22 protein-coding genes are annotated in these 23,179 nt (G+C 60.2%); 8 read left to right on the top strand and 14 right to left on the bottom strand.

The annotated features are described in order from the left end of the window. The first annotated feature begins 52 nt into the window (after nucleotides 1–52). Nucleotides 53–991 carry a hypothetical protein gene (locus tag FJ398_09480; GenBank protein ID MBM3838181.1) on the top strand — a complete coding sequence of 313 codons (939 nt, stop codon included), beginning with the start codon at nucleotides 53–55 and terminating at the stop codon, nucleotides 989–991. Nucleotides 992–1,164: 173 nt separating this feature from the next. Further along, complete coding sequence (locus tag FJ398_09485; GenBank protein ID MBM3838182.1) at nucleotides 1,165–2,193, top strand: nitroreductase; 1,029 nt, start codon at nucleotides 1,165–1,167, stop codon at nucleotides 2,191–2,193. A gap of 11 nt (nucleotides 2,194–2,204) precedes the next feature. On the opposite strand, the gene FJ398_09490 is transcribed toward FJ398_09485, so the two are convergent. The 7 genes from FJ398_09490 to FJ398_09520 all read right to left on the bottom strand — a co-directional run bounded on the left by FJ398_09490 (nucleotide 2,205) and on the right by FJ398_09520 (nucleotide 7,639). Beyond that, on the bottom strand, nucleotides 2,205–2,783 hold the full coding sequence (locus FJ398_09490) for a hypothetical protein (protein ID MBM3838183.1): 579 nt from the start codon (nucleotides 2,781–2,783) through the stop codon (nucleotides 2,205–2,207). Nucleotides 2,784–2,885: 102 nt separating this feature from the next. Continuing rightward, nucleotides 2,886–4,208, bottom strand: a complete 1,323-nt coding sequence (locus FJ398_09495; protein ID MBM3838184.1) for a response regulator — start codon at nucleotides 4,206–4,208, stop codon at nucleotides 2,886–2,888. 239 nt (nucleotides 4,209–4,447) lie between these two features. Continuing rightward, on the bottom strand, nucleotides 4,448–4,657 hold the full coding sequence (gene thiS / locus FJ398_09500) for a sulfur carrier protein ThiS (GenBank protein ID MBM3838185.1): 210 nt from the start codon (nucleotides 4,655–4,657) through the stop codon (nucleotides 4,448–4,450). A gap of 167 nt (nucleotides 4,658–4,824) precedes the next feature. Next, on the bottom strand, nucleotides 4,825–6,030 hold the full coding sequence (gene thiH / locus FJ398_09505; protein MBM3838186.1) for a 2-iminoacetate synthase ThiH: 1,206 nt from the start codon (nucleotides 6,028–6,030) through the stop codon (nucleotides 4,825–4,827). A gap of 98 nt (nucleotides 6,031–6,128) precedes the next feature. Continuing rightward, nucleotides 6,129–6,386, bottom strand: a complete 258-nt coding sequence (locus FJ398_09510) for a hypothetical protein (protein ID MBM3838187.1) — start codon at nucleotides 6,384–6,386, stop codon at nucleotides 6,129–6,131. 3 nt (nucleotides 6,387–6,389) lie between these two features. After that, nucleotides 6,390–6,872 carry a hypothetical protein gene (locus FJ398_09515; GenBank protein MBM3838188.1) on the bottom strand — a complete coding sequence of 161 codons (483 nt, stop codon included), beginning with the start codon at nucleotides 6,870–6,872 and terminating at the stop codon, nucleotides 6,390–6,392. Between the two features lie 479 nt (nucleotides 6,873–7,351). After that, the gene (locus FJ398_09520; GenBank protein ID MBM3838189.1) at nucleotides 7,352–7,639 is read right to left on the bottom strand and encodes a hypothetical protein; all 288 of its coding nucleotides are present in this window, start codon (nucleotides 7,637–7,639) and stop codon (nucleotides 7,352–7,354) included. Between the two features lie 233 nt (nucleotides 7,640–7,872). On the opposite strand from FJ398_09520, the gene FJ398_09525 reads away from it, so the two are divergent. Both FJ398_09525 and FJ398_09530 read left to right on the top strand, forming a co-directional pair. Beyond that, complete coding sequence (locus FJ398_09525) at nucleotides 7,873–11,493, top strand: dehydrogenase (GenBank protein MBM3838190.1); 3,621 nt, start codon at nucleotides 7,873–7,875, stop codon at nucleotides 11,491–11,493. 148 nt (nucleotides 11,494–11,641) lie between these two features. After that, nucleotides 11,642–12,292 carry a nucleoside monophosphate kinase gene (locus FJ398_09530; protein ID MBM3838191.1) on the top strand — a complete coding sequence of 217 codons (651 nt, stop codon included), beginning with the start codon at nucleotides 11,642–11,644 and terminating at the stop codon, nucleotides 12,290–12,292. Between the two features lie 66 nt (nucleotides 12,293–12,358). Here the strand turns inward: FJ398_09530 and FJ398_09535 are convergent, their stop codons facing one another. The 3 genes from FJ398_09535 to FJ398_09545 all read right to left on the bottom strand — a co-directional run bounded on the left by FJ398_09535 (nucleotide 12,359) and on the right by FJ398_09545 (nucleotide 15,490). Beyond that, nucleotides 12,359–13,072, bottom strand: a complete 714-nt coding sequence (locus FJ398_09535) for a Uma2 family endonuclease (GenBank protein ID MBM3838192.1) — start codon at nucleotides 13,070–13,072, stop codon at nucleotides 12,359–12,361. An 18-nt stretch (nucleotides 13,073–13,090) separates the two neighbouring features. Beyond that, nucleotides 13,091–13,327, bottom strand: coding sequence for an ATP-binding protein (locus tag FJ398_09540; protein MBM3838193.1), 237 nt, complete (start codon nucleotides 13,325–13,327; stop codon nucleotides 13,091–13,093). A 258-nt stretch (nucleotides 13,328–13,585) separates the two neighbouring features. Continuing rightward, nucleotides 13,586–15,490: an amidase gene (locus FJ398_09545; protein MBM3838194.1), complete on the bottom strand. Its 1,905-nt coding sequence runs from the start codon at nucleotides 15,488–15,490 to the stop codon at nucleotides 13,586–13,588. Nucleotides 15,491–16,080: 590 nt separating this feature from the next. Between FJ398_09545 and FJ398_09550 the strand changes: the two genes are divergently transcribed. Next, nucleotides 16,081–16,305 (top strand): hypothetical protein, encoded by a 225-nt coding sequence (locus tag FJ398_09550; GenBank protein MBM3838195.1) that lies wholly within the window; start codon nucleotides 16,081–16,083, stop codon nucleotides 16,303–16,305. On the opposite strand, the gene FJ398_09555 is transcribed toward FJ398_09550, so the two are convergent. From FJ398_09555 to FJ398_09570, 4 genes are all read right to left on the bottom strand, one after another. Beyond that, a complete protein-coding gene (locus FJ398_09555; GenBank protein MBM3838196.1) occupies nucleotides 16,295–16,699 on the bottom strand; it encodes a hypothetical protein in 405 nt (134 codons plus the stop codon). The two genes, FJ398_09550 and FJ398_09555, sit on opposite strands and share 11 nt — an antisense overlap. 387 nt (nucleotides 16,700–17,086) lie before the next feature. Continuing rightward, the gene (locus FJ398_09560) at nucleotides 17,087–18,232 is read right to left on the bottom strand and encodes a hypothetical protein (GenBank protein ID MBM3838197.1); all 1,146 of its coding nucleotides are present in this window, start codon (nucleotides 18,230–18,232) and stop codon (nucleotides 17,087–17,089) included. Further along, nucleotides 18,222–18,623 carry a hypothetical protein gene (locus tag FJ398_09565; GenBank protein MBM3838198.1) on the bottom strand — a complete coding sequence of 134 codons (402 nt, stop codon included), beginning with the start codon at nucleotides 18,621–18,623 and terminating at the stop codon, nucleotides 18,222–18,224. Before FJ398_09565 ends, FJ398_09560 begins: the two co-directional genes overlap by 11 nt. After that, the gene (locus tag FJ398_09570; GenBank protein MBM3838199.1) at nucleotides 18,620–19,453 is read right to left on the bottom strand and encodes an HAD family hydrolase; all 834 of its coding nucleotides are present in this window, start codon (nucleotides 19,451–19,453) and stop codon (nucleotides 18,620–18,622) included. Before FJ398_09570 ends, FJ398_09565 begins: the two co-directional genes overlap by 4 nt. Before the next feature lie 960 nt (nucleotides 19,454–20,413). Here FJ398_09570 and FJ398_09575 point away from each other — a divergent pair. The 3 genes from FJ398_09575 (at nucleotide 20,414) to FJ398_09585 (ending at nucleotide 23,172) form a co-directional block, all read left to right on the top strand. Beyond that, a complete protein-coding gene (locus FJ398_09575; protein MBM3838200.1) occupies nucleotides 20,414–22,369 on the top strand; it encodes a hypothetical protein in 1,956 nt (651 codons plus the stop codon). 33 nt (nucleotides 22,370–22,402) lie between these two features. After that, nucleotides 22,403–22,639, top strand: a complete 237-nt coding sequence (locus FJ398_09580; GenBank protein ID MBM3838201.1) for a hypothetical protein — start codon at nucleotides 22,403–22,405, stop codon at nucleotides 22,637–22,639. A gap of 296 nt (nucleotides 22,640–22,935) precedes the next feature. Further along, nucleotides 22,936–23,172, top strand: a complete 237-nt coding sequence (locus tag FJ398_09585) for a type II toxin-antitoxin system RelE/ParE family toxin (protein ID MBM3838202.1) — start codon at nucleotides 22,936–22,938, stop codon at nucleotides 23,170–23,172. Nucleotides 23,173–23,179: the final 7 nt, after the last annotated feature.

The following is a 23,179-nucleotide window of genomic DNA, read 5'->3' on the forward strand; positions in this document are numbered from 1 at the left end:
ACTGAAAATCCTTGTGTCGCCGGTTCAATTCCGGCTCTCGCCACCAAGTTCCATGAGGCTCACGACGTCCACGACCGTTCCCTGGAAACACCCGTTCTTCGCCGCTTGCGCGATGCTGGTTTTGCACGCCCATCCGTCGTGGGCCGAGGATTTGCCGATCCGGGAAATCAAACTCCCACCCCTGGTGGTGAACGGCCAGCCCGCACGGGCGCACACTCAAGGCCTCGAAGTTCTCGGCGCCAAGTTTTACGTGACCGCACGGCGCGACGACGTCTTGCCGAAGCGAGCCCTGCTGCTCCGAACTGACGCCGCACGCGCCGACTGGGATGTCTGGGACATCACTCCCGTCGATCCCCGCGGCATGGTGACGACCCTCGATCATCCGGGCGGCATGCAGTCGGACGGGACGCGCCTGTGGATTCCACTGGCGGAGAGCAAGCGGCAAGGGCGCAGCGTGATTCGCGCTTTTCCAATTGTCCGACTGATCCCGGGCCAGGCGCTGGAGCCAGATTTCCAGTTCGAGGTGAACGATCACATCGGAGCGGTGGCCGTGGACCCGGAACACAAATTGGTCCTTGGCGCTAACTGGGACACCGAGGCGGTTTACGTCTGGGATTTCCACGGACGCCTGCAACGCACGCTGAAAGGTTCCGCGCTCACCGAACGCGGACTGGGAGTTGTCAGCGGGACTGATGGGCGAGCCGGATTGGCCGTGCAGGACTGGAAGTTCCAGGGCGACCATCTTTTTGCCTCGGGCCTGTTCCGCACGCCGGGAGGCACGGCCGAGCCGCCGCAAAGCCGGTGGATCACGTTTGGCGGCTTCCTGGAATCCGAATTCCGACAGAAGTCAGTCGCATTGCCCGTCCGGCACCGCGTTGAACTTGGCCAGGAAGGGATGGCGGTTCTGGAACAGACGGTCTATTTCCTCCCGGAAGACTTGGGACCCTCGAGCCGGCTTTTCAGCGTGCCGCGGGCCGAGCTCGAGAATTGAGCAAGAGAAGCTCCGTTTCTCCGAGGAGACGAATTCCGCGCAGTCTTTGGCAACGAACGTTGAGCGGGCGAAAGCGTGACGCACGACCGTTTGGTGTGGACGAAGTCAAATTCCGAGTGTCGTGAACCGCAGCGACGCGCGCGGCGTCAGTCCTTCAGGAAACGGAGCCTGGCATGAGCAGCGAAGCGAAGTTCGATCCCTGGAACGTTTCGGCGGACGATTTCCCTCATACCGGCACCTGCGCGGAGAAATTGGAGTTTCTGTTGCGCTATGCCGTGCTCGCGCCGTCCAGCCACAATTCGCAGCCCTGGTTGTTTCGGGTCCACACCAACGTCGTGGAATTGTATGCGGACCGGACGCGCTCGCTGCGCGTGGTCGATCCCGATGATCGCGAGTTGATCATCAGTTGCGGCGCGGCGCTGGGGCACTTGAAGGTTGCGTTGCGGCATTTCGCTTACCTGGGAACGGTGGAGATTCTGCCGGATTCCGAAGACCGCGATTTGTTGGCGCGAATCCGCGTGGGACTGAAAGGCGAAGGCTCGGCTGGAGATAACGCGATGTTCCATGCGGTGTTGAAACGGCGGACCAATCGACAGGCGTTCAGCGACGATCCCGTGCCCGGTGATTTGATCGACGCCCTGGAGCGATGTGCGGCAGAGGAAGGCGCGTGGTTTTATGCGCTGCGATCCCCCGAAACCCGTTACGGACTGGCGGATCTGATCGCCGTCGCCGATCGGAGGCAGTGGGCCAACAAACACTTTCGACGGGAACTTGCCGCGTGGTTGCGCCCGCCGCAAAGCGCCAGCCATGACGGCATCCCGGGATTTGCGCTGAGTCTGACGGATCTTCTGTCCGCCGACGGCCCGGTGGCGTTGCGAACGTTCAACCTGGGGGAAGGGCAGGCCGCGAAGGACCGGGACATCGCCGCCCACTCGCCCGTGCTTGCCGTGCTGGGGACGGATGAGGACGAACCGCAGGACTGGCTTGCGGCAGGACAGGCTCTGGCGCGGGTCTTGTTGCGGGCGCGCGCCGCAGAAGTCTGGGCATCCTTTCTGAACCAACCGATTGAGTTACCTGTGACCCGGCTCCAGTTGCCGCACATTATTGGCCGGCCTGGCTTTCCCCAGTTGATCTTGCGGCTGGGTTACGGCTCTGACGTGAGGCCCACGCCTCGAAGGAGCGTGGAGGAAGTTCTGATTTGATCGGCGTGATTCTACTCGTTTAGACCCCAGTGCGCGTAGGCATCCCGTTGGTGCCCGGTTTGTTCGGGCAACGACGCGGGCGTAGCGGTCGGAGCGGGAGCCGGATCGAGCAACGGCACGGCCAGATCCTGGCGCGCTTCTCCGGGATCGGTTATGAATTGCATCTTTCGGCGTCGGGCCACGTCGTTGAGATAAGCGCGCGCCGCCGCCAGTCCGCTCACCGGCTCGCCGACATGGCTGAACAACGCGACCAACGCCGCATCCCGCTCGCTTCTGCCTTCAACCCACTTCTCGATCCAGCTCTTTAATCGGGAGGAAATCTCGCTCGCCGCATCCAGCGAAAAGATCACCAGATCCGCCGCGGCGGCGATCTCGGACGAGGATTGGACCATCGCCGGGAGCGTCAGGATGTCCGATTTCCAGAGGTGAAGCTGAAAGCGGCAGTCCTGGACGAATTGTTTGGTGATGCGTTCGTAAAGCTGCGCGGCGCGCAACCCGCAATGAAAGTCCTGGTACACGATGACGACAGTGAATTCCGAGTCCTGCTCGGACGCATCGCGCGCGATCAATTGTGCGAGAGATTTTTCCATGGCCAGCACTCTAGACGCAATCCTTGGAGGGAACAATCGGGACAACCCCCAATTCTGGGTAGGCAAAGCGATTAAAAATGCTTAGAGGGTGTCAGACAGGCTCTAAACACCCAACTCGATCTCGAACCCTTCGCGCGCGGCTTCGACCTTCGTCTGGCCGCCGAGCCGGGCCGCGACCTCGCGCGATTTGGCGAGCATTTCCGAGATTTTCTCGTCGCTGTGGCTGGGATCGTGATGGAACAGGAAAAAATTCTTTACGCCGGCTTCGACGGCGAGCGCCACCGAATCGTAAGCGCAACTATGCCCCCACCCAACGTGCCGCGCGTACTCCACATCATCGTATTGCGAATCCATGATCGTGACGTCGGACGCTTTGATGAATTCCAAAAGCTTCCGATCCTGGTTTCGGGCGAATTTTTGCGCATCCGCGACGCTGTCGACCGGCGTGCCGGCAGACTGGCTTTTCAACCGCCCGAACAGTTCGTTATCGGGCAGGTACGTGAGGGACCCGTGGCTGGTGAACAGCCGGTAGCCGACGCAAACGCCGGGATGATTGGCGAAGGCGGCTTCGACTTTCACATTCCCGATTTTGAAGGAGAGGCCCTTGAGTTCCTGGATGGTGATGTTGCCCGGCATTTGCTGCATGCTGATCGGGAAATAAGGGCTTTCCATCTGGATGGAAAGCGTCGCCTCCAATCCTCGGCGAGCGCCTTCATACGAGAGAACTCGGACCACGTTTTTCGGGTCATAAGCGGGGGCGAAGAACGGGAAGCCCTGGATATGGTCCCAGTGCGTGTGCGTCATGAGGAGCGTCAATTCCAGGGACTTGTCCTTGAATTCCGACGCGAGTTGCATGCCCAGCGGGCGAATGCCGGTGCCGGCGTCCAGAATAATGATCTGGCCGTCAGCGCGCACTTCGATGCAGGAAGTGTTTCCCCCGTAATGCACCGTGCTCGGCCCCGGCGTTGGCAAGGAACCGCGCACTCCCCAGAACTTGATTTTGGTCTTCTGCGCGCTCGAAGCGCTCGGCTGGGCCTCCGGGGAGGACTCGGTTTGCTCATTTTGCGCCATGCCATCCAGAATCTTGAACAGTTCCGACGCGATGATCGGTTTGACCAGGACGGCGCTGGCGCCGGCTTCTAGGGCGTTCTGGCGGTCCGACGCGTAGGAATTGGCGGTCGTAACGATGATTTTCGTGGAGGCAAGCCCGCCGCGATGTCCCTGGATAAACCGAATCACCTGAAAGCCATTGCAGCCAGGCATCCGCAAGTCGCATACGACGACGGCGGGCAATTGTTCGGCGGCGAGCTTCAAACCTTTCTCGCCGTCTTCGGCCTCGATAACACTCCAGCCTCGGCCACTCAGCAAACGGGTCAGCGTGCTCCGAAAAACCGGATCATCGTCAATCAGCAGAATTTTCTTCATTTCGCTTTCTTCTCAAGCTGTCATCCGGCTTTCGGAACAGCCTGGCCCGAGGTGCAGCGTGTTCTTAACCGCATCCGCCGAATTAAGCAACAACACTTCAAATGAGGCGAGTCACCCTCGACGGCTGATTCAAGAAGGAGCGCGGGCAGCTTGCTCGCGCGGTGGCACGGCAAGATTTTGAAAAACTCACGGGCAAGCTGCCCGTGCTCCTTTGACTCGATTCCTGAATCATCTGCGGGTCACCCTCCGGCGACAACCTTGACGATCTCCAGCCGGTCGCCTGCGGACAATTGGCGCGTTGGGAATTCCGACGGAGCGACCGCTTCGCCGTTGTGTTCCACGACGACGCTGCGCGGCAAAAGATTCTGGGCAAGCAAGAAGGCTTCGATCGTGCAGGGCAACTGAGCCGCCACCTCCCGGCCGTTGGCGATCACGCAATTGGAAGTCATGCCGCGGTGGTCACAGGAGCAAAAGCAGGCCTCTCATTAACCTGACGGTAGGGCGAGCCTGTCCCCAGCGAGCCGAGACGGACGTGTTCCAAGCGCGTCGAGTGGCTCGCCGGGACGGACTCGCCCTACCGGGTTCATGGGTCGAGGGCATGGTATTCTGAACTTACTCAAGCCGCGGTCAGCGCGGCATCCCAGTCTTTCCACACCGGTTCGTAGCCCAGGCGGCGGACCAGTTCGGCCACCTCACGAGGCGGGCGCGAATCGGAAATGTCAAACTGGCCCGTGGCGCGCGGGGCCTGGCCGTTGGCAGCGGCCCATTCGCTCGCGTTCGCCGCCAGCGCCACAATGCGCCCCCGTTCGGTGCGATGAATTTTCTCCTGGCCCGCGCCGGTGTAGCCGCCGGGCTCGGTGTGGCTTCCGGCGCTGATCAGAGTAATCCCCAATGGAATCAAGCCATCGCGCAGCCGGGCCGATTCGCGGGTCGAAAGCACCAGTCCCACGTCCGGAAACATCAGCCGGAACGCGCACACAAGCTGGACCAGCTCGCGGTCGCTGATGCGCGTGAGCGGCTCGAATTCGCCGGCATGGGGACGCAAGCGCGGCACGGAGATGGTGAGTTGCGCTTTCCAGCAGTGGCGCAGCAAATACTGCGCATGCGCCGCCACGCCGAGCGCTTCCCAACGCCAGTCGCCCAATCCGAAGAGGGCGCCAATCCCCAGGCGTCGAAAGCCTGCCCGGTAGGCGCGTTCCGGCGTTTCCAGCCGCCAATTGAAATCCCGTTTCGGCCCGGCCGTGTGCATCGCGGCGTACACGGCGCGATCGTAAGTTTCCTGATAGACCACCAATCCCTCGGCGCCCGCCGCCGCGAGAGGCGCGTAATCCTCCGTTTCCATCGGGCCGACCTCCAGCGACACGCTCGGAAACTCCCCGTGCAGCACGCGCACGCAATCCGCCAGATAGCTTCGGGACACAAATTTGGGATGCTCACCGGCTACGAGCAGAATATTCCGGAAACCCTGTTCCTTCAGCGACTGCGCCTCGCGCAACACGTCTTCGACGGACAAAGTGACCCGAAGGATCGGATTGTCCCGCGAAAATCCGCAATATTTGCAGTTGTTGATGCACTCGTTGGAAAGGTAAAGCGGCGCGAAAAAACGAATCACGCGGCCGAAACGCTGCTGGGTCAACTGTTGCGAACGCTGGCAAAGCGGTTCCAGCAGCTCCGACGCAGCCCGAGAAATCAAATGGGCAAAGTCCGGCAGCGACGGATTGGCCGATTCCAGACTCGCGCGCACGGCCGCGATTCCAGCGGTTCGGGACCGTTCCACCAGCGCCGGCAACTCCAACCGATCGAATTCAGCGACAAAACTCACGAGGAAAGCCTAACAGAAGTTCGCGAGGCGACAAGAGGCTGGAAGCTTTGGAGCTTCGCTTCGGATTTCAAGTCTCAGGTTTCAAATTTGAAATGGGACTAACTCGGTTTGAAGTCCACCAGGGCCGGTGGCTTCAAAGCGGCGTCTTCCAGAAGCCGCAGCGCCGCTTCGATCACGGCGTGCTGGCGTTGGGGAGCATTGGGTGCGTCCAGCGGATAGCCGTGGCGAAAGGGCACACACAAGCCGCGCGGCGGCCGCACTTTTTCCGCAACGAAACGAAGAAGCGGGATCGCGATGGTCGCGATCCCCTGCCGTTCCAACTCCCCTGCCACCAGGCACACGGCCTGATTGCACATCGGTCAGACCGGCACCAGCAGCGCGATATCCACCGCGTCTTCCTTCAACAAACGCGCTATCGACGGCGCGGCGTCCCGCATGAATCGCCCGGGCGCGGTGAGGGAACCCATGAACGAAATGTGCCGCCGATTCACAGAGCCGATCCGGCCGGAGGACGCGAGCTCGCGCACGCGATCCAGCGGAAAAGCCAGATTTGGATCGTCGCGCAATCCGGAGTGATCGAAGGATTCGCTGCGATGGGTGTCGAGGAGAGTTTTGATCTCAATGTTGCCCGGGATTTCCCGAAAACTTGGATCGCCTCCTTTGATCGCGCCGTCGAATGGCGGTTGATCCGGCAACACAAAGCCCGCGCTGGAAACCAGCGCGAGCCGGCACTGGTCCAGCGGCTTCCCGAGCGGCGTCCAGGGCACTGGATTAATTCGGCGCCACGGATAAGCCCGAAGGAAAAGCTGGACCGGCAACGAGAACTCGCTCAGATCGCCCATGTTATTTTCACGGTAGGGCAGGCTTCATACGTGGATAGCGTGGTAGGGACGGATTCCACTCCGTCCCCGATCAAGCCTTCAGGCAGACCGCCACCCAGGAAGAGGCGATGGGCCAACGGAGGCTCCCGGTTTTTCCGTTGTCCGTCTCTCCCTTCAAGAGACGCCTCAAAGGATTAATCAGGGACAGAGTGGAATCCGTCCCTACCAACGCTGTAAATACAGGCAAGATGCCTGCCCTGCTTTCAAAACGCCCTGACTCTGAGCGAGCGTAGCAATTCCCTCCCAGCCGCGTCGCGAAGAAAGTAGCCGGTGAGGTGATGCCTCAGCCAAAACCTCTTGGACTGCGGCGGGAAGCGAAGCGCCACACCGCTTTGGCCGCGCTACGAGGGTCCCAAATGAGGTGTCGCGCTGCGCTCTGCCACCGCCGTCCAAAATCGGCGGCGAGTTTCGGCAGTACTGACTGAGGCGGCAACTGCTATTTATTTAGCCCCAGCGCCCGCCAGAGAGGGTGAGCGGCGGCCATTGGTCGAGGCGGCGCCGGAGCCGGTGACTGTCGCGCCGGCGTGCATCCAGCCCAGTTTGGCGTGCTGTTCTCGGTCGTAAGCTTCAACTTCCTTCGCCAGGAGTTGGGTGATATAGAAGACAATGAAACTGATCGCGCTGAGCGGCTTGATAACCCCGCACGCGAACTCCGCGCCCGGACCCGTTAGAGAAACCGCAAATCCGGCGACCGAGAGGATGAGTAATGTTTTTGGCAGTGTCGTCATAATTCAGTTCTCCCAGTTGTTTCTCAGTAGAGGTTAATCCGCGAACTGGTGAATGGAAATTGCGTCAGGCGGGCTAAATTCGACTGTACCTTTCTTGGCAAAGACGCATCATTTTTTGCTCTGGCAGCAGTGAGCGGTTTTGAGTTCAAAAGAGATTTGAGCCTCGTTACCCCTGTTAGACGAGAGTTTGATCTTTCTTGATAACCACTCCGTGCTTTCACAATCTTGCGATTATGCTCCGCCCTGATTTCCTCGCCGCATGCTTCCTTGGGTTTGTCCAGAGCGTGACGATCGCGCAGCCGGCTTCAACCGACTGGCAGACTATCCTTGTCCCCGGCGCCTGGGAAACCAACGGGCCGCCCGCCGCGAGAACCTACGACGGTTTCGCCTGGTATCGAACGTGGCTGAAGCCCTCCGACAGCTTTTTCACCAAGCACGAACGCAATCTGTTCGAAGAATCCGTGACCATCAACATCCGCGATCTCGCCGACGCGCACGAAGTCTATGTCAACGGAAAGAGAATCGGCGCGGGCGGACAATTCCCGCCGAACTTCCAGAGCGGCCGGAGCCTGATTCATCGCCACAAAGTGCCCGTGGGCACGCTGCGCAAAGGCGAGTGGAACGAGATTGCCATCCTTGTCTATAACGCCTCCGGTCCCGGCGGCTTCCTGGGCGACGCGCCGTTCATCATGGATTATTTCATGGAAAGCGTCTTCGAAGGGCCGTGGCAGTTTCGTCTGGGCGACAGCACCAACTGGCTGGGGGGATCGCTCGCAAACAAACCGGCTGACACCGCATTCGACAAATTTCGCGAATCGAACCGCACGCTGGGCGAGGCGGCCCAGGTCGTCACCGGCGACCGCTTGCCGCCAACCGAATCGCTCGCGAAGATGAAAACCGCCGACGATTTCGTGGTCGAACAACTCCTGCACGAACCGCTCGTCGCGCAACCGGTTTATCTCAGCTTCGACGAGCGCGGACGGCTTTGGGTCACCCAATACCGGCAATATCCCTACCCCGCCGGATTGAAGATGCTGAGCCGCGACAAATATTACCGTGCTCACTATGACCGAGTCCCTCCCGCTCCGCCGAACCATGACCGGGGCCGCGATATCATTTCCATCCACGAGGATCGCGATGGCGACGGCCAGTTTGACCAGCACAAGGTCTTTCAAGACGGCCTGAATCTCGGCAACGCGGCTTTGCGCGGGCGCGGCGGGGTCTGGGTGATGCACACGCCGTATCTGCTGTTCTATCCCGACCAGGATTTCGATGACGTGCCCGACGGCCCGCCCGTGGTTCATTTGCAGGGATTCAATTTCGAGGACACGCATTCGGTCGCCAACGGCCTGGTGTGGGGCATGGATGGCTGGCTTTACGGCGCGCAAGGCAGCACGACATCGAGCCGCGTCACGCGTCCCGGGCTTGATCCGCCGGACGCGCCGGGCGTGCCGTTCGAGGGCTGCATGGTCTGGCGGTATCATCCGGAGACGCGCGCTTACGAGATTTTCGCCGAAGGATCGGGCAACACGTTCGGCCTGGAAGTCGATGCGCAAGGTCGCATTTTCTCCGGACACAACGGCGGAACCACGCGCGGCTGGCACTACGTGCAAGGCGGCTTCTACCTCAAACAAGGATTCGATCCCGGGAAGTTCGGCCCGCCGCGCAATCCTTACACGTTCGGCCAATTGCCCATGATCAAATCCGATTCCACGATTCCGCGATTCTCCCATTTTGCGGCCGTGGCGGAAGGCACGGCGTTTCCTTTCAAATACACGGGGATGTTCTTCTCGCTCGATCCGTTGCACAACGACGTGATCGCCAGCGAACGCCGCGTGCTCGGCGCCTCGTTTGAGACCACCGACATAGCCTCGGTCCTGTCGTGCAGCGACGTGGCCTTTCGCCCGGTCTATATCGCGAACGCGCCCGACGGTTCGCTCTATATTGCGGACTTCTACGAGTATTACATCGCCCACGGCCAGCATTATCAGAATGAGATCGACCGCACGACCGGACGGATTTACCGATTGCGCGGCAAGAATCGCCCGCTGGAACGGGACACGAACCTGGAGCACAAAGCGACCGACCCACTCATCGCGTTGCTCGCGCACCCGAACAAATGGCACCGCCACACCGCCGTCCGGTTGCTGGGCGAGCGGAAAGATCCGGCCGCGCCCGCGAAGTTGAAACGGCTCATCGCCGAGGAAAAGGGCCTGGCCGCTCTGTGCGCGCTCTGGGGGTTGCACCAATCCGTTGGTTTGGACCAGGCCACAGCGTCGGTGGCGCTTAAACATTCCTACGCGCCGGTCCGCATGTGGGCCGCGCGTCTCGCCGGAGACATCTGGGGCACGAATCCAGGACTCGGTTTGCCGGGGGACCACACGCGCCCTCGCGTGTCGATTGCCGCGCCCTCGCGGCAATCTTCTTCCGGCGAACTTCCTGTCGAACTCTTCACTTCTATCCTCGAACAAGCCCAACAAGAGCCCGACGCCGAAGTCCGCTCACAATTGGCCGCGACGGCGCGGCGTTTGTCCGCGCGCCAGGCCCTCCTGCTGGTTGCCAGGCTCCTCGAACACCAGGAAGACTTGAACGACCCTTACGAGCCGCTCATGTGTTGGTGGGTCCTGGAAGCGCACGCCTCCAACAGCCGCGACAAAATTCTCGGTCTTTTCAAAACCGCAGAGTTCTGGGATCGCCCGATGGTCTTCGAGCATATCGTCCCGCGTTTGATGCGCCGCTACGCCCTGGAAGGCCGCCGGCAGGATTTGCTCACCTGCGCGCAATTGCTCCGGCTGGCTCCCGCTCCCCGCCATGCCGCGCAACTGATGAAAGGCTTTGAAGAAGCCTACCGAGGCCGCGCCATGGCGGGTTTGCCGGACGAATTGGTGGCCGCCATCGACGCGATCGGGCAGTCACCCTTGATCGTCCGGGTTCGCCGAGGCGATGCCGCGGCCGTGGCGGAAGCGTCCAGAATCGTCGGCGATCCGAAGGCGAAACTCGAAGATCGTCTGCTGTTCACGCGTGCGCTCGGAGAGGTTCGTCCGAATGGAGCGGTCTCCGTTCTCCTCTCCGTCGCCGCTAACGAGAAACAGAATCCGCTGCGCAAAGCGGCGCTGGCAGCTCTCGGTGCTTACGAAGACGCTTCCATCGGTTCGGAGATCGCCGCCTGGGCGCCCAAGTCTTCCGACGAACTGCGCACCGCGGCCTTCGCGCTGTTGGCCAGCCGCGCGCGATGGAGCTTGAATCTCCTTGAGTTAGTCCAGTCCGGCCGCGTTGCCCCTTCGTCAGTGCCGGGCGACGTGGTGGACCGAATGCGCGCGCACCGCGACCAACTCGTGAACGATCGTCTGTCGCGGCTGTTCCCCAACGCTGCGTCTGTCGCGCCGGAATTTCAGAAGCGCATCGCGACGGTGGAAGGCATTCTCAAACGCGGCACGGGCAATCCTTATTCCGGCGAATCGCTCTTCCTGGAGCGGTGCGGGAACTGCCACAAACTCTTCTTCAAAGGCGGCAATGTCGGGCCGGACCTGACCCATTACCAGCGCGACAACCTCAGCACCCTGCTCACGAGCATCGCCAATCCGAACGCCGAGATTCGCGAAGGCTACCAATACTTTCTCGTCGAGACGAAAGATGGCCGCAGCCTCAGCGGCTTCCTGGCCGACCGCGACAATCAGGTGACCGTCCTGCGTGGATTGGAAGGCGAAGACATCCCGGTGCGCGCCGCGGAGATCAAGGACATTCAACCGATGGGACGAAGCTTGATGCCGGAAGGCTTGCTGGACGATTTGAACGAGACGCAACTCCGCGACCTGTTCGCTTACCTCCGCATTTCCCAACCGATCACGCGATAGGGCGAAATACTCATAGATACGCACAAAAAGCTTGCTTCTCAAAAATCCTGTGCGGTAGGTTGTCGTCCAGCAAAGCGCGACCGCATCAAATGCAACTCGGATCATTTCGATTGCGGAACACTTCCGAACCGAGGCTTTGTCGGCACGCATGAATCTATCGATTGTGGGGGCCAAAGGCGCCGGAAAAGGAACGCAGGCCGGCCGGTTGGCCAGTGACTTTAATCTGGTGAGCTTTTCCACTGGAGATGCCTTTCGTCATGGAATGAAACTGCGCACCCCTTTGGGTCTCGTCGCTGACAAATACGTTCAGCGCGGAGAGTTGGTTCCGGATGACATCGTCAACGGGCTGGTTGAGGAATGGATTTGGACCACTACGCCCGGCAAGGGGATCATCTTTGATGGCTTTCCCCGGACCACCTTCCAAGCGGCGTTTTTGGAGGAGATATTTCGAGAGATGGGCCGAAAGTTCGATGCGGTCATTTACCTCGATGTTTCGGACGAGGTGGTCGTGCAGCGCTTATCGGGGCGGCGAGTTTGCAAACTGTGCCGCGAGGAATTTCACACGGTTTACTCCCCTTTTAAGAATTGTCCGAAGCAGAAATGCGCCGGGCAATGGCTCCGGCATCTCGATGAAGACCACCCCGGCGTGATCAGCACGCTGGTCAAAGTCTTCCAAAGAGGAATTGAGCCGTTGCTCCAGCATTTCGAGCAAACCGGAAGACTCATTACCGTCAATGGCGGCAAATCGATTGAGGAGGTGTACGCGGCGATTGTCTCCGCTGTGACCCCGTACCGATAATAGCGCTCCAACTTTTCGGAAATCCGCGACAATTCGTGGAATTTGCGCCAGCCCCCTTTTGCTTCGTCACTTCCGTTTGAGCGCTTCGCCCAATTGAGCCACAAATGTCTTATGCTCACCCGAGACCACTCCCTGAGCCACGATCTCCAGGACTCGCGCAAAATCCTTCCGCAGCAACGCCGCGACGTCCAACCACAGTCCCGGAAAGACACCGCTCTTGATGATGCCCTGGGCGTCGGGTTCCAGAGGCAGATATTGTTCGTTGCGCAGTTCCCACCAATGAAGACGCGGTTCCTCAGTCACCCAGACCAAGTACTCGCGCACCTTATTTCGACGGTAAGCGTGCTTCTTCTGATGCAAATCGTATGAGGCGCTGCTGGAGGCCACTTCGGCGGCGAGTTCGGGCGCGCCTTCGACGTAGTCATCGGCGCTGTCGCTCGTTTGCCCGCCGGCTTCCGGAAGGATTCTCAGCAAGACATCCGGCTGGGGCTCGTTGTCCAAATCGAGACGAACAGTGGCGTTGTCGGCGACTTCGACACCGGGCGTATGCGCCGCATAAAACAGCAGCCATCCAACGATTCCACTCTGGGGCACGCCATGTTTTTTGATCCTCGCGGGTGAGGGCATATAGACAACTCCTTCGATCAGCTCCGCCTTCTTCACGTGGGGCATCGCCTGGTAACGCCGCTCAAACTCTGCGCGTGTGAGCCCGTCGCCCCCTTCCAACGGCGGCACGGTGACCGCTGCCGGCTCCGAACCCTTGTCGATGGCTAGGCTCATCGCGTCACAATTAATGGTTCACACAGGACTTGGCAAGGCAGCAAGCCGGTTACTCTCCCTCACGGCGCGACAAAAACTCTCGGGGTCCCGCAAGCGTTCAGCCACGGCCGGCAAATCGCAGTTGAGGTATTCCGCGTCCGGCAGCGATTTGGCGAGGACGGTCTTGCCGGCCCGGCGCGCTCCGCAGAGCCACACGACCGGTGTTTGCTTCCAGGCGGCGTACAACCGGGCCATCCAATGGGGCCGATCAATCATGCAGGCCAACTTTACGTTAGACGTCTAAACGTAAAGACAGGATTTCAACGCAAATGGGGGAGCCAAAGTCGATGCATCGCAATGCAAAGATTCTTTGAAATGCTGTGCTCATTGGATTGGCCCTTGCCCTCCTCAGGAAGCTTCATGAGGAACTCCACGGTTCGAGAATCCGGGATTGCGGCCATGAACTGAGAAGCGCCTGATCTCACGCGCCGGCGTCTTGGAGTGCGGCAGTCCTCTCAGATCCATGGGCGCGCATCATCTCAGGAAGGCCGCCGGCCGGTTGGTATGGAAGTTCGTGGCGTCTTGGTAGGCCTTTGCCACAGCGAGAATCCGGGCTTCGTCATACAGTTGACCCACAAACGTCAGGCTCGTGCCGCTGCCGTTCGGAACTACGACGCAGGGATGGCCGGTGAGATTGTTGGCGGTCAGGTTTATGTCATCCACGCCGGACGTCACGTAAAGGTCCACCGTCTTCAGCAACTCGTGCATGGCTTCACCAAGTTTCCGGCGCAGCCGGTCCGCCTGGAGATACTCGACAGCGGGCACGGTGCGCGCCACGCGGAATGTGTTCCCCCAAAATTCAGGAAGATAGACGTCGCCGCCGGTGCGCGTGAGTTCCTCAAAGGCCGTGGCGGCTTCAACATCGAGAATTGTGGAGATCGCGTCGATCGGCGAGTTCGGCAATCCGATGCTGACCAGATTGGTCCGAGCGGTAATTCGAGCCAGACGCTCGAGAATAGCGGCGCTCACGAAGCTGCCACGATAACCGATCCGCGAGTCGCTTGGATTCAGCTCCGCCGAGTAGTTGAAAGGCACATCAACGGTGGAGGCGTCCTTCGAATCCAAGCCGTGGATGGCCTGGAAAACCATCGCGCAATCCTCGACCGTCCGACAAATCGGCCCGACCTTGTCCATCGACCAGCTCAAGGTCATCCCGCCCGCCCGGCTCACGCGACCGAAGGTCGGGCGCAAACCAGTCACACGGCAGCGCGTGGCCGGCGAGACAATCGAACCCACCGTTTCCGAACCAATGCCGAATGCAACCAAGCCGGCGGCCACAGCGGCAGACGAACCGGCCGATGAACCGCTGCTGCCTTCGTTCGTATTCCAGGGATTCTTCGTCGTGCCGCCAAACCAGACATCACCGGCGGCAATCGCGCCCAGCGTCGTTTTGGCCACCAGCACGGCGCCGGCTTCTTCCAGCCTGCGCACAACGGTCGCATCTTCATCGATCACTTGATCGCGGAATGGCGCCGCACCCCAGGTCGTGCGGTAAGTCCGGGTTGAGAAAAGGTCCTTCAGCCCGTAAGGAATTCCATGCAGCGGTCCGCGATATTTGCCCGCCGCGATTTCCGCATCGGCGCGAGCAGCCTGGGCGAGAGCGAGTTCCTCCGTCAGCGTGACGACGCACTGCAGCGTCCGGTCATGGCGTTTGAGGCGATCCAGGTAAAGCCGCGTCAACTCGGTGGAAGTGATCTGACGCGTCCGAATCCATTCGCCGAGATCAAGCAACGACGCGAAGGCAATGTCGGCGGGATTGGTGGGAGCTATGGCGAGCCGCGGCGAGCTCCAGACGATCGGACGCTGTTCGCGAGGCATCACGAATCCAGTTGGGCGGTGATCGAACACGAGCGCGGGTGGAGCGCTGTTCATCAACTGGACTTTGCGCATGGCTTCATAAGCCCGGCGGCTGCTGTAGGCTGAACTGTTCAGCGATTGCAGCATCTGGCTGCGCTGGCTGGCAGTGAACGTCAGACCGATGACCTTCTCCATCTCGGCGATCGCCGCGGCGGTAATCGCGTTAGTGTTGCCGGGTGGAACGGCCCGCTCACGAATCCGATAAAAGCGTTGGTCCAGTTCGGTTCCTGCCGTCAGTTCCGCGACAGTGGACCTCGCTTTAATGGACGGAAGGTTTGTGGCGATCCAAGGCTGGGTGAGATCGCTGGTGGTCCAGATGTCGTACATCCTGCCGGGATAACTCGGCCAGGAAAGTTTTATGCCTCCGGGCGCAGGCGTGGAGTTGGGGAGAATCTTTGCGGGCACGTCGGTCTGGGCCCGGACGCGGACACTGATTGCGAGCACGGCGATCGTGAGAAAGCAGCAAATCTGCGCCGCTTTGTGCACGGCTCCGGCGAGACCGCTGGAAGTTGGAGTCTTCATCTTGAAAAAAAACAGTGCAGTCACAAAGAACAGAGATCACACAGAACAGCAAGCTCCCACTGGTGCCTTCCAGCAATTCTCATTTTGGCTCTGGCGTTGAAAAATGACCCGCACGTAGTCACGGTTTTAACCGGTTCTTTGGCAGTCTTCCTGCCTGGGCCGGCTCAAGCCGGGACTACGTGCGGCCAAAATGAGAATTGCTGGGTGCCTTCACTTGGTGGATGGGAATCTTTGCCGCGTTTTCTTTGTGATCTTTGCGGCCTCTGTGGCCAATCGACCAAACGGAGTAGGCTGAGAAGTCCTGATCAACCGTGCTGGCTATCTGGAGCCAAGAGGCGTCCTGCTTCGCCGGACGAAAGAGGAATTCGCCGGAGTCTTCCCCCTCTCTTCCCGAAGGGAGGAGAGGGCCGGGGAGAGGAGGTGCGTTGGCTCGCTTCTCCTGTTTCCAAGAAACCCCTCTCTCCAGCTCTCTCCCTACTCGTTCCCCGCGGGGAGAGAGGGAAGTCAAGCGGGGTCGCTGACCGGCACTTTAGATCGCACCCAACCGGACCTGAGCGCCTTGACAACTCACCCCTCGCGTCGATCGTGCGATGTATGCGATTCGCAGGATTTCCTTCCCATCGCGCGAAGTGGCTGTGCAAGCCTACTATGAACTGGCGCGACGTGGCCGCGTCGTGAGTCTTCCCGACGGCCAGTTCATCGTGCCTGAGCCTGGCGTGGCCTTCCTGAAAGCCAAAAATCTGGCGCACGAAGTGCACGAATGGCTGCATGGGGATCATGTCACGCAGACGAGGTGGTCTGAACTTATTTCCTGATCGACGTTCTTTCCATCAACCACCGCAAACCGGCTTTGTCGTTGGCTTTGGGTTCTACGGCCGTCACGTACCGAGGGGTGTTGCTGACTTTGGTTAACATGGGCCCAAACCGCCAATGCCGGACGATAGCGCTGCCGTCGGCGAACGAAACCCCGCCGCCCCCGCCGTGGTGCGAAGCCGGCACGTCATGCCAATGGGAGCGGTCCACCGGATGCACAAAGAAATTTCCGTCGTTGATGAAATCCGGGTGTTCATCCGCAAGGACGAAGATTTTGGTCGGCTCGGAGATTTCCGAAAGTTTAAGGAACCGGCGGAAATCGGGCTCCTCCTCGATATTCCAGTTGAGTCGCCGGGCATAGGTTGACCTGGGCTGGCAATGGTGGCGCTGTGGCAATCCGGTCGGATGCTATCGTGACTTGGGTTTAAGGCCAGTATCGTTTTCGGTTCGGCTGGGGATCGTCATTTCGATCCTTCGCCCATTTCTCAGTACACGGTTCGGGCTTCTCCTTTTTGAATTTATTTTCTTGCTGAAGGCGGCGGAGAGGAAATGACTTCGCAGTTCCGAGCGCAGAACCCAAAAGACACGATTAGGATTAGTTAGGAGCACGAGCGTTGCATCCGCAAGTTGTCGGTGGCCATAGCGCAGATTTCCAATCTGCTGTATCGCCGAGTTGTAATCGGCATGGCGTCGGCAAGCTTCCAGGTCCGTGGACTGGTCGGCGGTTCGCAGAATGCAATTCTGCGCTACGGCAGAGTGCAACTCTGCGCTACGAGGACAGAATCACCGAGAACTTGTGGATGCACTGGAGCACGAGCGCGGCGGCCTGGATGCCAGCGCACAGTAAAGATGGTGGACAAAGGTCGCATTGTCGCCGCACACATATTGCATCGCTCCGCCCATGCGCGAAAAACTTTTGCAGAAGCGCAGGTAGTAAGCCGGGTTGGTCTTCGGCGGCTCCCCGTGCGCCCAATCCCAATTCCCCGCGTCCTGGATATCGACCACATAAATGCTGTGATCGCAGACAATGGGACGCCGCGCCTGGAGACGCAAATTATTCACGCAGCTCAGGCTTTTCTCGAACACCTGCGGCCCCATGATCGCCGAACCGATCGACAGGACCACGCCGCCATCCAACCCTTCCACCGCGGCCGCAAAACTCCGAAAATCCAAATCCGCCGCGCGTCCGATGACCGCGCCGTTGAACATCGGGTGATTCGCAATAATGTCGTAACCGACGCCCGGATGCACGGTCAGCGGAATCCCGTGGCGGAACGCATTCGCAAAAATCGAAGCGTGCTTCCAGCCGTGGGAGACTTCGATCCGTCCCGCGGGCAAATGATGCGCTTGCATGGCTTGCAGCAAGTCGGCTCGCGCCGGCGTCAACGGGTGCAACGGCTCGGACTGGATCGCTTGCCGTAATGCATCGGCCGCGGGCAACGCGACGCCGTCCTCCGCGATAAACCGTCCCACTGCCCGCCCGTACCCTTCGCCGCGCAAAGCGCCAGCGAGCAGCGCCAGATGGATGTTGCGCCCGGTTTCATCCCACGCGCCGAACGTTCCGGTGGCCACGTTTTCCTCGACACTCTCCGTGGATCGGCCCAGGAAGGCGTACTCCCAATCGTGAATCGAGCCGGCGCCGTTGGTCGCGAGATGAGTCAACCACCCGCGCGTCATCATCCGTTCGAGGATCAACGCCGCGCCATTGCGCAGCAAATGCGCGCCGTAGATGAGCAGGACGCTGGCGCCGCGTTCGCGAGCCGCCGTGATCTTGCTGGCCGCTTCCCGGATGACCGAGGCGGTTCGTTCGTCGCACAGCGCAGGAGTTCCGTCCGGCGCGATCAAAATCTCTTCGACTCGTGTGAGGCTCTTGCGCGCCGCGAGCGGGAGCACTTTCAAGCGGGAAAGATCCAGCGGCTCAGAGTCCATGGGAAGCTTTCTTGGCCTCAGGGCCATGCACATGGCCCTTGGACCGAAAACCGTGCGGACCGCAGCCTTCAGGCTGCTTCCGCGCACTCTTCGGAGTCCGGCGTAGAAGCGGCCTAAAGGCCACGGTCCGGAGGAACGGTTCATGGGAAGTTCCCTTGGTCGAATCACCATGCGCACGCCCCGTGGACCCGGTAGGGCGAGTCCGTCCCGGCGAGCCGCTCAACCGGCTTGGAACACGTCCGACCCGGCTCGCTGAGGACAGGCTCGCCCAGCCGTCAGGTTCGTGGAAAGTTGAACATCGAACTTTGAACTTTGAACCTTGAACCTTGAATTCGGCGGCGCTACGGCGCCGCCCCGTTCCCATCCGGAGATGCGTCCGCAACGCGCTCATGCGAACAAAACCTTCAGCAAGGCGTCCGCGTCCCGATAATCCGGGATGCAGACGTCCGCGCCCACGCCCACCAGACGCTGCCGTTTCCATTCGTCCATGCGTCCCGATCCATTGCGCGCTTCATCACTCGCCACCGCCACCGCCAGCCCGCCGACTTCTTTCGTATTCTCGATTTCCACGTAGCCATCGCCGAACGCGAGCAATTGTTCGCCTGCGATTCGGTGCTCGCGGAGGATGCGTTCGATGACCATTTTTTTCGAGAACGACCTGTAATCGTCCTTCGCGCCGTAAATGTGTTCGCCAAAATATCGAGTCAGATCCAGCAACAGGCTTTCTTCCTTCACAAACGGCTCGTCCGTGCCGCTCGCCAGGTAAAGGCTGAGCCCGCGTGCCTTCAAGTTCTCCAAAAGCGGCCGGGCGCCGAAGACGAGAAAATCGTCCTGCTGGAGGGACCCGTTGGCGATGCCTTCGATCCGGTGCCGGATTTTTTCGTCCAAGCGCCGCAGATATTCGTGCTTGTACCAGAGCGGTTCCTCGGCCTGGCCGCCGCGCTCCTGTACGCGCTCGGCGAACTGGATCATCTGGTAAATCGTCTGCTTGCCATTCAAGCGCATGATGTCGTCGAACAACATCCGCCGGAGTTGATCCTCTGTGTCGTCATTCCGCCGAGGCAACATTTCGAGAAACAGGGGAAGCATGACCTCGGGCCAACCCTCGCGGATCAAGGAGAGCGTGCCGTCGAAATCAAACAGCACGTGGCTGATTGAGCGGCGAGGCACAAAAGCCGGACTGAACTCAACCAGCCCGCGGAACGAACCCGTCGAAACCATTGCCTGTCTCTTACGGAGGAACCCCGGGGTTGTCAATGCGCTCGGCCAGCCCGCAGCGATTCTCATTTGTCCTGCCGCGCTGACCGACTCTTCGAATGCGGAGTGCGAATTGCGGAATGCGGAATAATGATGGCCGCACGCGCATTCAATTCCGCACTCCGCATCCGCATTCCGAAACCGTTTGCTGACCAATTCTTGAAGCTGGCCGGCGCGTTCCAGTTGCGCGTACTGCTCCGGTGTCGGCCGCGGCGGTGAACCCAGGCGCACGGAAAAAGCCCGACCCAAGATCAGCGGGCCGAGATTCTGAAAGCCTGCTTTAATGAGTCCTGAGATCGAGAGGTTGCTGGAAGCCTATCACGAGATGCGAACGTGTCCTCCGGACGAGGACGCGCAATGCGCTGCTTCCTTCGAGCAGCTCTTAAACTGCGCTTTGGACTGCCGTCGGGAACCAGCCGCGAGGCCTTGTTCGATGCCATTCAGATACGCTACCGGGCTCGCCGCAAAACTACGACCCTCCCGCCGCGCGCTTGATTTACTGTGCCGACCGTGGGATTGACGACAGATCGACCGGAGAACCGCAGCGCAGATTTCCAATCGGCGGGGCGCTGGCAAGTCCCAGCGTGCTCGGACTGGGAGACGCCCCGCAGAATACAATTCTGCGATACGGCAGAGTGCAACTCCGCGCTACGAGCTTTGTCGTCCATCCCGCGGACCTAGCAGTAGACTCCGGGATGGATTGATGCCGGAGGGGCCGCTTCCCGTTTTATCGCCGTCGCGAAAGCGCCGAAACCCAACTCCGATTCGTGTCGATCGGATACTGCTATCCATAAAAGTTTCTTCAGCTTGCGCAAAGTTTCCCTTTCAACCGATTTAATGTGCGCTTGATGCGCTGAACTGTGACGATTCTTTTTGCTCCACGGGATTGCCTGGTGTACAGCAATCTTCCGTGCAGAACATCGCATGAATGCAGACCGGCTCCTGTTCCTTTTCCTTTGCCTGGCGGGGATCTTGCCTTTGCTGGCCAAACGGAACCTTCTGCGAACCTGGGCCTGGGCCGGCACAGCGGTCGTGGGTTCGTTCATGCTTCTGTTGGGCTTCGCCTGGAACAATCTCCAGAACCAAGCAGCCAGTGCCCGGTCTGCAAAATTTGAGCACGTGCCGCGCGAGGAGGACCAGAACGGCTACGTCACTTCCGATCATTGCCAGGCCTGCCATCCGGACGAATACCACAGTTGGCATCGCAGTTTTCACCGGACCATGACGCAGTACGCCACGGCAGACACGGTCGTGGCCGATTTCAATGATGTGAAACTCGATGCCCGCGGAGAGCGGTACCACCTGCAGCGCCGCGGCAACGAACTGTGGGTGGAAATGCCGGATCCGGATTGGAAGGCGGACCAATCGAGCCGGACCCGAAGCCTGGATGGGCACAATCTGACCAACGCGCCGCGGGTCTGGCGCCGCGTGAGCATGGCGACCGGTTCGCATCATCTGCAAAAATTCTGGGTGCCAAGCCAGCGCGGCAATCTGCAATACGACCTTCCGTTCACCTGGTTGATCGAGGACCAGCGCTGGGTGCTGCGCGAGGATTCCATCGTGCGCGATCCGCAGCTTCCTTTGCTCGTACAGGTGTGGAACATGAATTGCATCAAGTGCCACTCCACCGGCGCCCAACCGCGGCGCGATTCAAAAACGGGGCTGATGGAAACGCGCGTCGGCGAAATGGGCATCGCTTGCGAAGCGTGCCACGGTCCGGCCGAAGAGCACGTGAAGAAGCACCGCCAACCGTTGCACCGCTATCGAACGCACTTCGGCAAGCCGGACCCGACGATCGTCAATCCCGCGCGTCTGCCGCCGAAAAAAGCCTCCGAGGCGTGCGGCCAATGCCACGCGATCAAAGTGAACCTGGACAAAGACTGGGAACAGAGCGGCTCGCAATTCAGGCCCGGCGGCGACCTGGAAAAGCACATGGCGCTGGTGCTCCCGGCCAAGGGTTCGAAAATCCCCGGTCTGGCCGAGGCGATGAAAGAATCCGAGGAAGTGCAGCATTTTTTCTGGCGCGACGGCATGGTGCGCATCGCGGGCCGCGAGTACACAGGCATGGTTCAATCGCCATGCTATGAGCGCGGCAACCTCACGTGCTTCTCGTGCCATTCGCTGCACGAGAGCGATCCGAACGATCAACTCGCCCGGGGCATGAATGGAAATCAGGCGTGCCTCCAGTGCCACACTTCCCTGCGGACTCGCCTCACGGAACACACGCGGCACCGGGCCGAGTCGAGCGGGAGCGAATGCTACAATTGCCACATGCCGCACACGAACTGGGGGCTTCTCGGCGCCATCCGCAGCCACCAGATTTCCAGTCCGACGGTTCAAAGCAGTCTTCAAACGGGCCGGCCCAACGCCTGCAACCTGTGTCACCTCGACAAAACGCTGGCCTGGACGGCGCGGTATTTGTCCGAGTGGTACCAGACTCCTTCGACCAACCTGAGTCCGGACGAAGCGTCGATTTCCGCCGCCGCGCTCTGGGCGTTGAAAGGTGACGCGGCGCAACGCGCAATCATGGCGTGGGCCATGGGGTGGGAACCCGCGCGCCAAATTTCAAGCCAGCGTTGGATGGCGCCAATCCTGGCCCAACTGCTCGACGATCCTTACGGCGTGGTGCGGTATCGAGCGGGCCGGTCGTTCCAGCAGATTCCGGGATTTGAAAACTTCACGTACGACTACGTGGCTCCGGCGGCGGAACGGGCCCGGGCCCGCGAACGGGCTTTGGAACTCTGGAATCAGCGGCCGGCGGATGTGTCAGATCGCGCCGGGCCGGAGGTTCTGTTGAGTCCTGAAGGACGTCTGGCGCAGGACCAATTCGATCGGCTGCTTCGTCAGCGTGACAATCGATCCGTGTTCATCATTGAGTGAGGCTTGAGTTGCGGGAGGACCGATTTCCGAGACTTGAATTGGCCGGGAGCATCCGCCATTGTGGCTCTTATGAACAACGTCCAAGACATAGAGTCGGCGCTCGCCAAACTGTCACTTGCAGACTTGCAGGCAGTTCGCGATTGGCTGGACGATTTCATTGAAGACCAATTAGAAGTCAGCAACGAGTTCAAGGCGAAAATCCAGCGGGCCAAACAGGAAATCGCTGGTGGCATCCACTCGCGCGTCCGCAGGCCTGAAACTGGCCCGTGAGCGCGGCGCTGCAAATCTATTCGCGGGATTTCGACAGGGACTTCTTCAAACTTCCGGCTGCTATCCAAATCAGAATCGAAACCAGCATCGATCGCTTAGAGCGTGTCCGAAAATTCCGCGGGGTCTTGTTTTCGCGCCAAAGGCCGGATGGCGAGGCGCGACGAAGGAGAATATCCTCCCTGGATCTTCGACTGAGGAGCAACGAAGCCAGGCGGCCTTTGGCGCGAAAACCCTCCGGGCGGCGGGTCTTTTGTCCGTGGCCTGCGTTGGCTCGGTCCTTACAGCCCGCGTTGGGGATGCTCGGACCTCGCCGCCTTGGCCACAGCCAAAATCCCTCGCCGCAGGACCCCGCGCAATTTTCGGACACGCTCTTAGGGTTGATGCTGGACATTCATCCACACCACCGGATGAAGGCACTGGATACCTACCGCCTCCGGGTGGGCGATTATCGCGTCATCTACGATTTCGACCGCGCCCAAGGCGTGCTTCACTTGCTTGCAGTCGGACACCGCCGTGAAGTTTACCGTAAATGAGTCGGCG

The sequence above is a fragment of the Verrucomicrobiota bacterium genome, assembly GCA_016871535.1.
Classification (GTDB): domain Bacteria; phylum Verrucomicrobiota; class Verrucomicrobiia; order Limisphaerales; family SIBE01; genus VHCZ01.

Excerpts from the sequence above, each read along its gene's own strand:
- FJ398_09480 (MBM3838181.1), top strand. The coding sequence starts at position 53 with ATGAGGCTCACGACGTCCACGACCGTTCCCTGGAAACACCCGTTCTTC.
- FJ398_09485 (MBM3838182.1), top strand. The coding sequence starts at position 1,165 with ATGAGCAGCGAAGCGAAGTTCGATCCCTGGAACGTTTCGGCGGACGAT.
- FJ398_09490 (MBM3838183.1), bottom strand. The coding sequence starts at position 2,783 with ATGGAAAAATCTCTCGCACAATTGATCGCGCGCGATGCGTCCGAGCAG.
- FJ398_09495 (MBM3838184.1), bottom strand. The coding sequence starts at position 4,208 with ATGAAGAAAATTCTGCTGATTGACGATGATCCGGTTTTTCGGAGCACG.
- thiS (MBM3838185.1), bottom strand. The coding sequence starts at position 4,657 with ATGACTTCCAATTGCGTGATCGCCAACGGCCGGGAGGTGGCGGCTCAG.
- FJ398_09510 (MBM3838187.1), bottom strand. The coding sequence starts at position 6,386 with ATGTGCAATCAGGCCGTGTGCCTGGTGGCAGGGGAGTTGGAACGGCAG.
- FJ398_09515 (MBM3838188.1), bottom strand. The coding sequence starts at position 6,872 with ATGGGCGATCTGAGCGAGTTCTCGTTGCCGGTCCAGCTTTTCCTTCGG.
- FJ398_09520 (MBM3838189.1), bottom strand. The coding sequence starts at position 7,639 with ATGACGACACTGCCAAAAACATTACTCATCCTCTCGGTCGCCGGATTT.
- FJ398_09525 (MBM3838190.1), top strand. The coding sequence starts at position 7,873 with ATGCTCCGCCCTGATTTCCTCGCCGCATGCTTCCTTGGGTTTGTCCAG.
- FJ398_09530 (MBM3838191.1), top strand. The coding sequence starts at position 11,642 with ATGAATCTATCGATTGTGGGGGCCAAAGGCGCCGGAAAAGGAACGCAG.
- FJ398_09535 (MBM3838192.1), bottom strand. The coding sequence starts at position 13,072 with ATGAGCCTAGCCATCGACAAGGGTTCGGAGCCGGCAGCGGTCACCGTG.
- FJ398_09540 (MBM3838193.1), bottom strand. The coding sequence starts at position 13,327 with ATGATTGATCGGCCCCATTGGATGGCCCGGTTGTACGCCGCCTGGAAG.
- FJ398_09545 (MBM3838194.1), bottom strand. The coding sequence starts at position 15,490 with ATGAAGACTCCAACTTCCAGCGGTCTCGCCGGAGCCGTGCACAAAGCG.
- FJ398_09550 (MBM3838195.1), top strand. The coding sequence starts at position 16,081 with ATGTATGCGATTCGCAGGATTTCCTTCCCATCGCGCGAAGTGGCTGTG.
- FJ398_09560 (MBM3838197.1), bottom strand. The coding sequence starts at position 18,232 with ATGGACTCTGAGCCGCTGGATCTTTCCCGCTTGAAAGTGCTCCCGCTC.
- FJ398_09565 (MBM3838198.1), bottom strand. The coding sequence starts at position 18,623 with ATGAGCGCGTTGCGGACGCATCTCCGGATGGGAACGGGGCGGCGCCGT.
- FJ398_09570 (MBM3838199.1), bottom strand. The coding sequence starts at position 19,453 with ATGGTTTCGACGGGTTCGTTCCGCGGGCTGGTTGAGTTCAGTCCGGCT.
- FJ398_09575 (MBM3838200.1), top strand. The coding sequence starts at position 20,414 with ATGAATGCAGACCGGCTCCTGTTCCTTTTCCTTTGCCTGGCGGGGATC.
- FJ398_09585 (MBM3838202.1), top strand. The coding sequence starts at position 22,936 with ATGCTCGGACCTCGCCGCCTTGGCCACAGCCAAAATCCCTCGCCGCAG.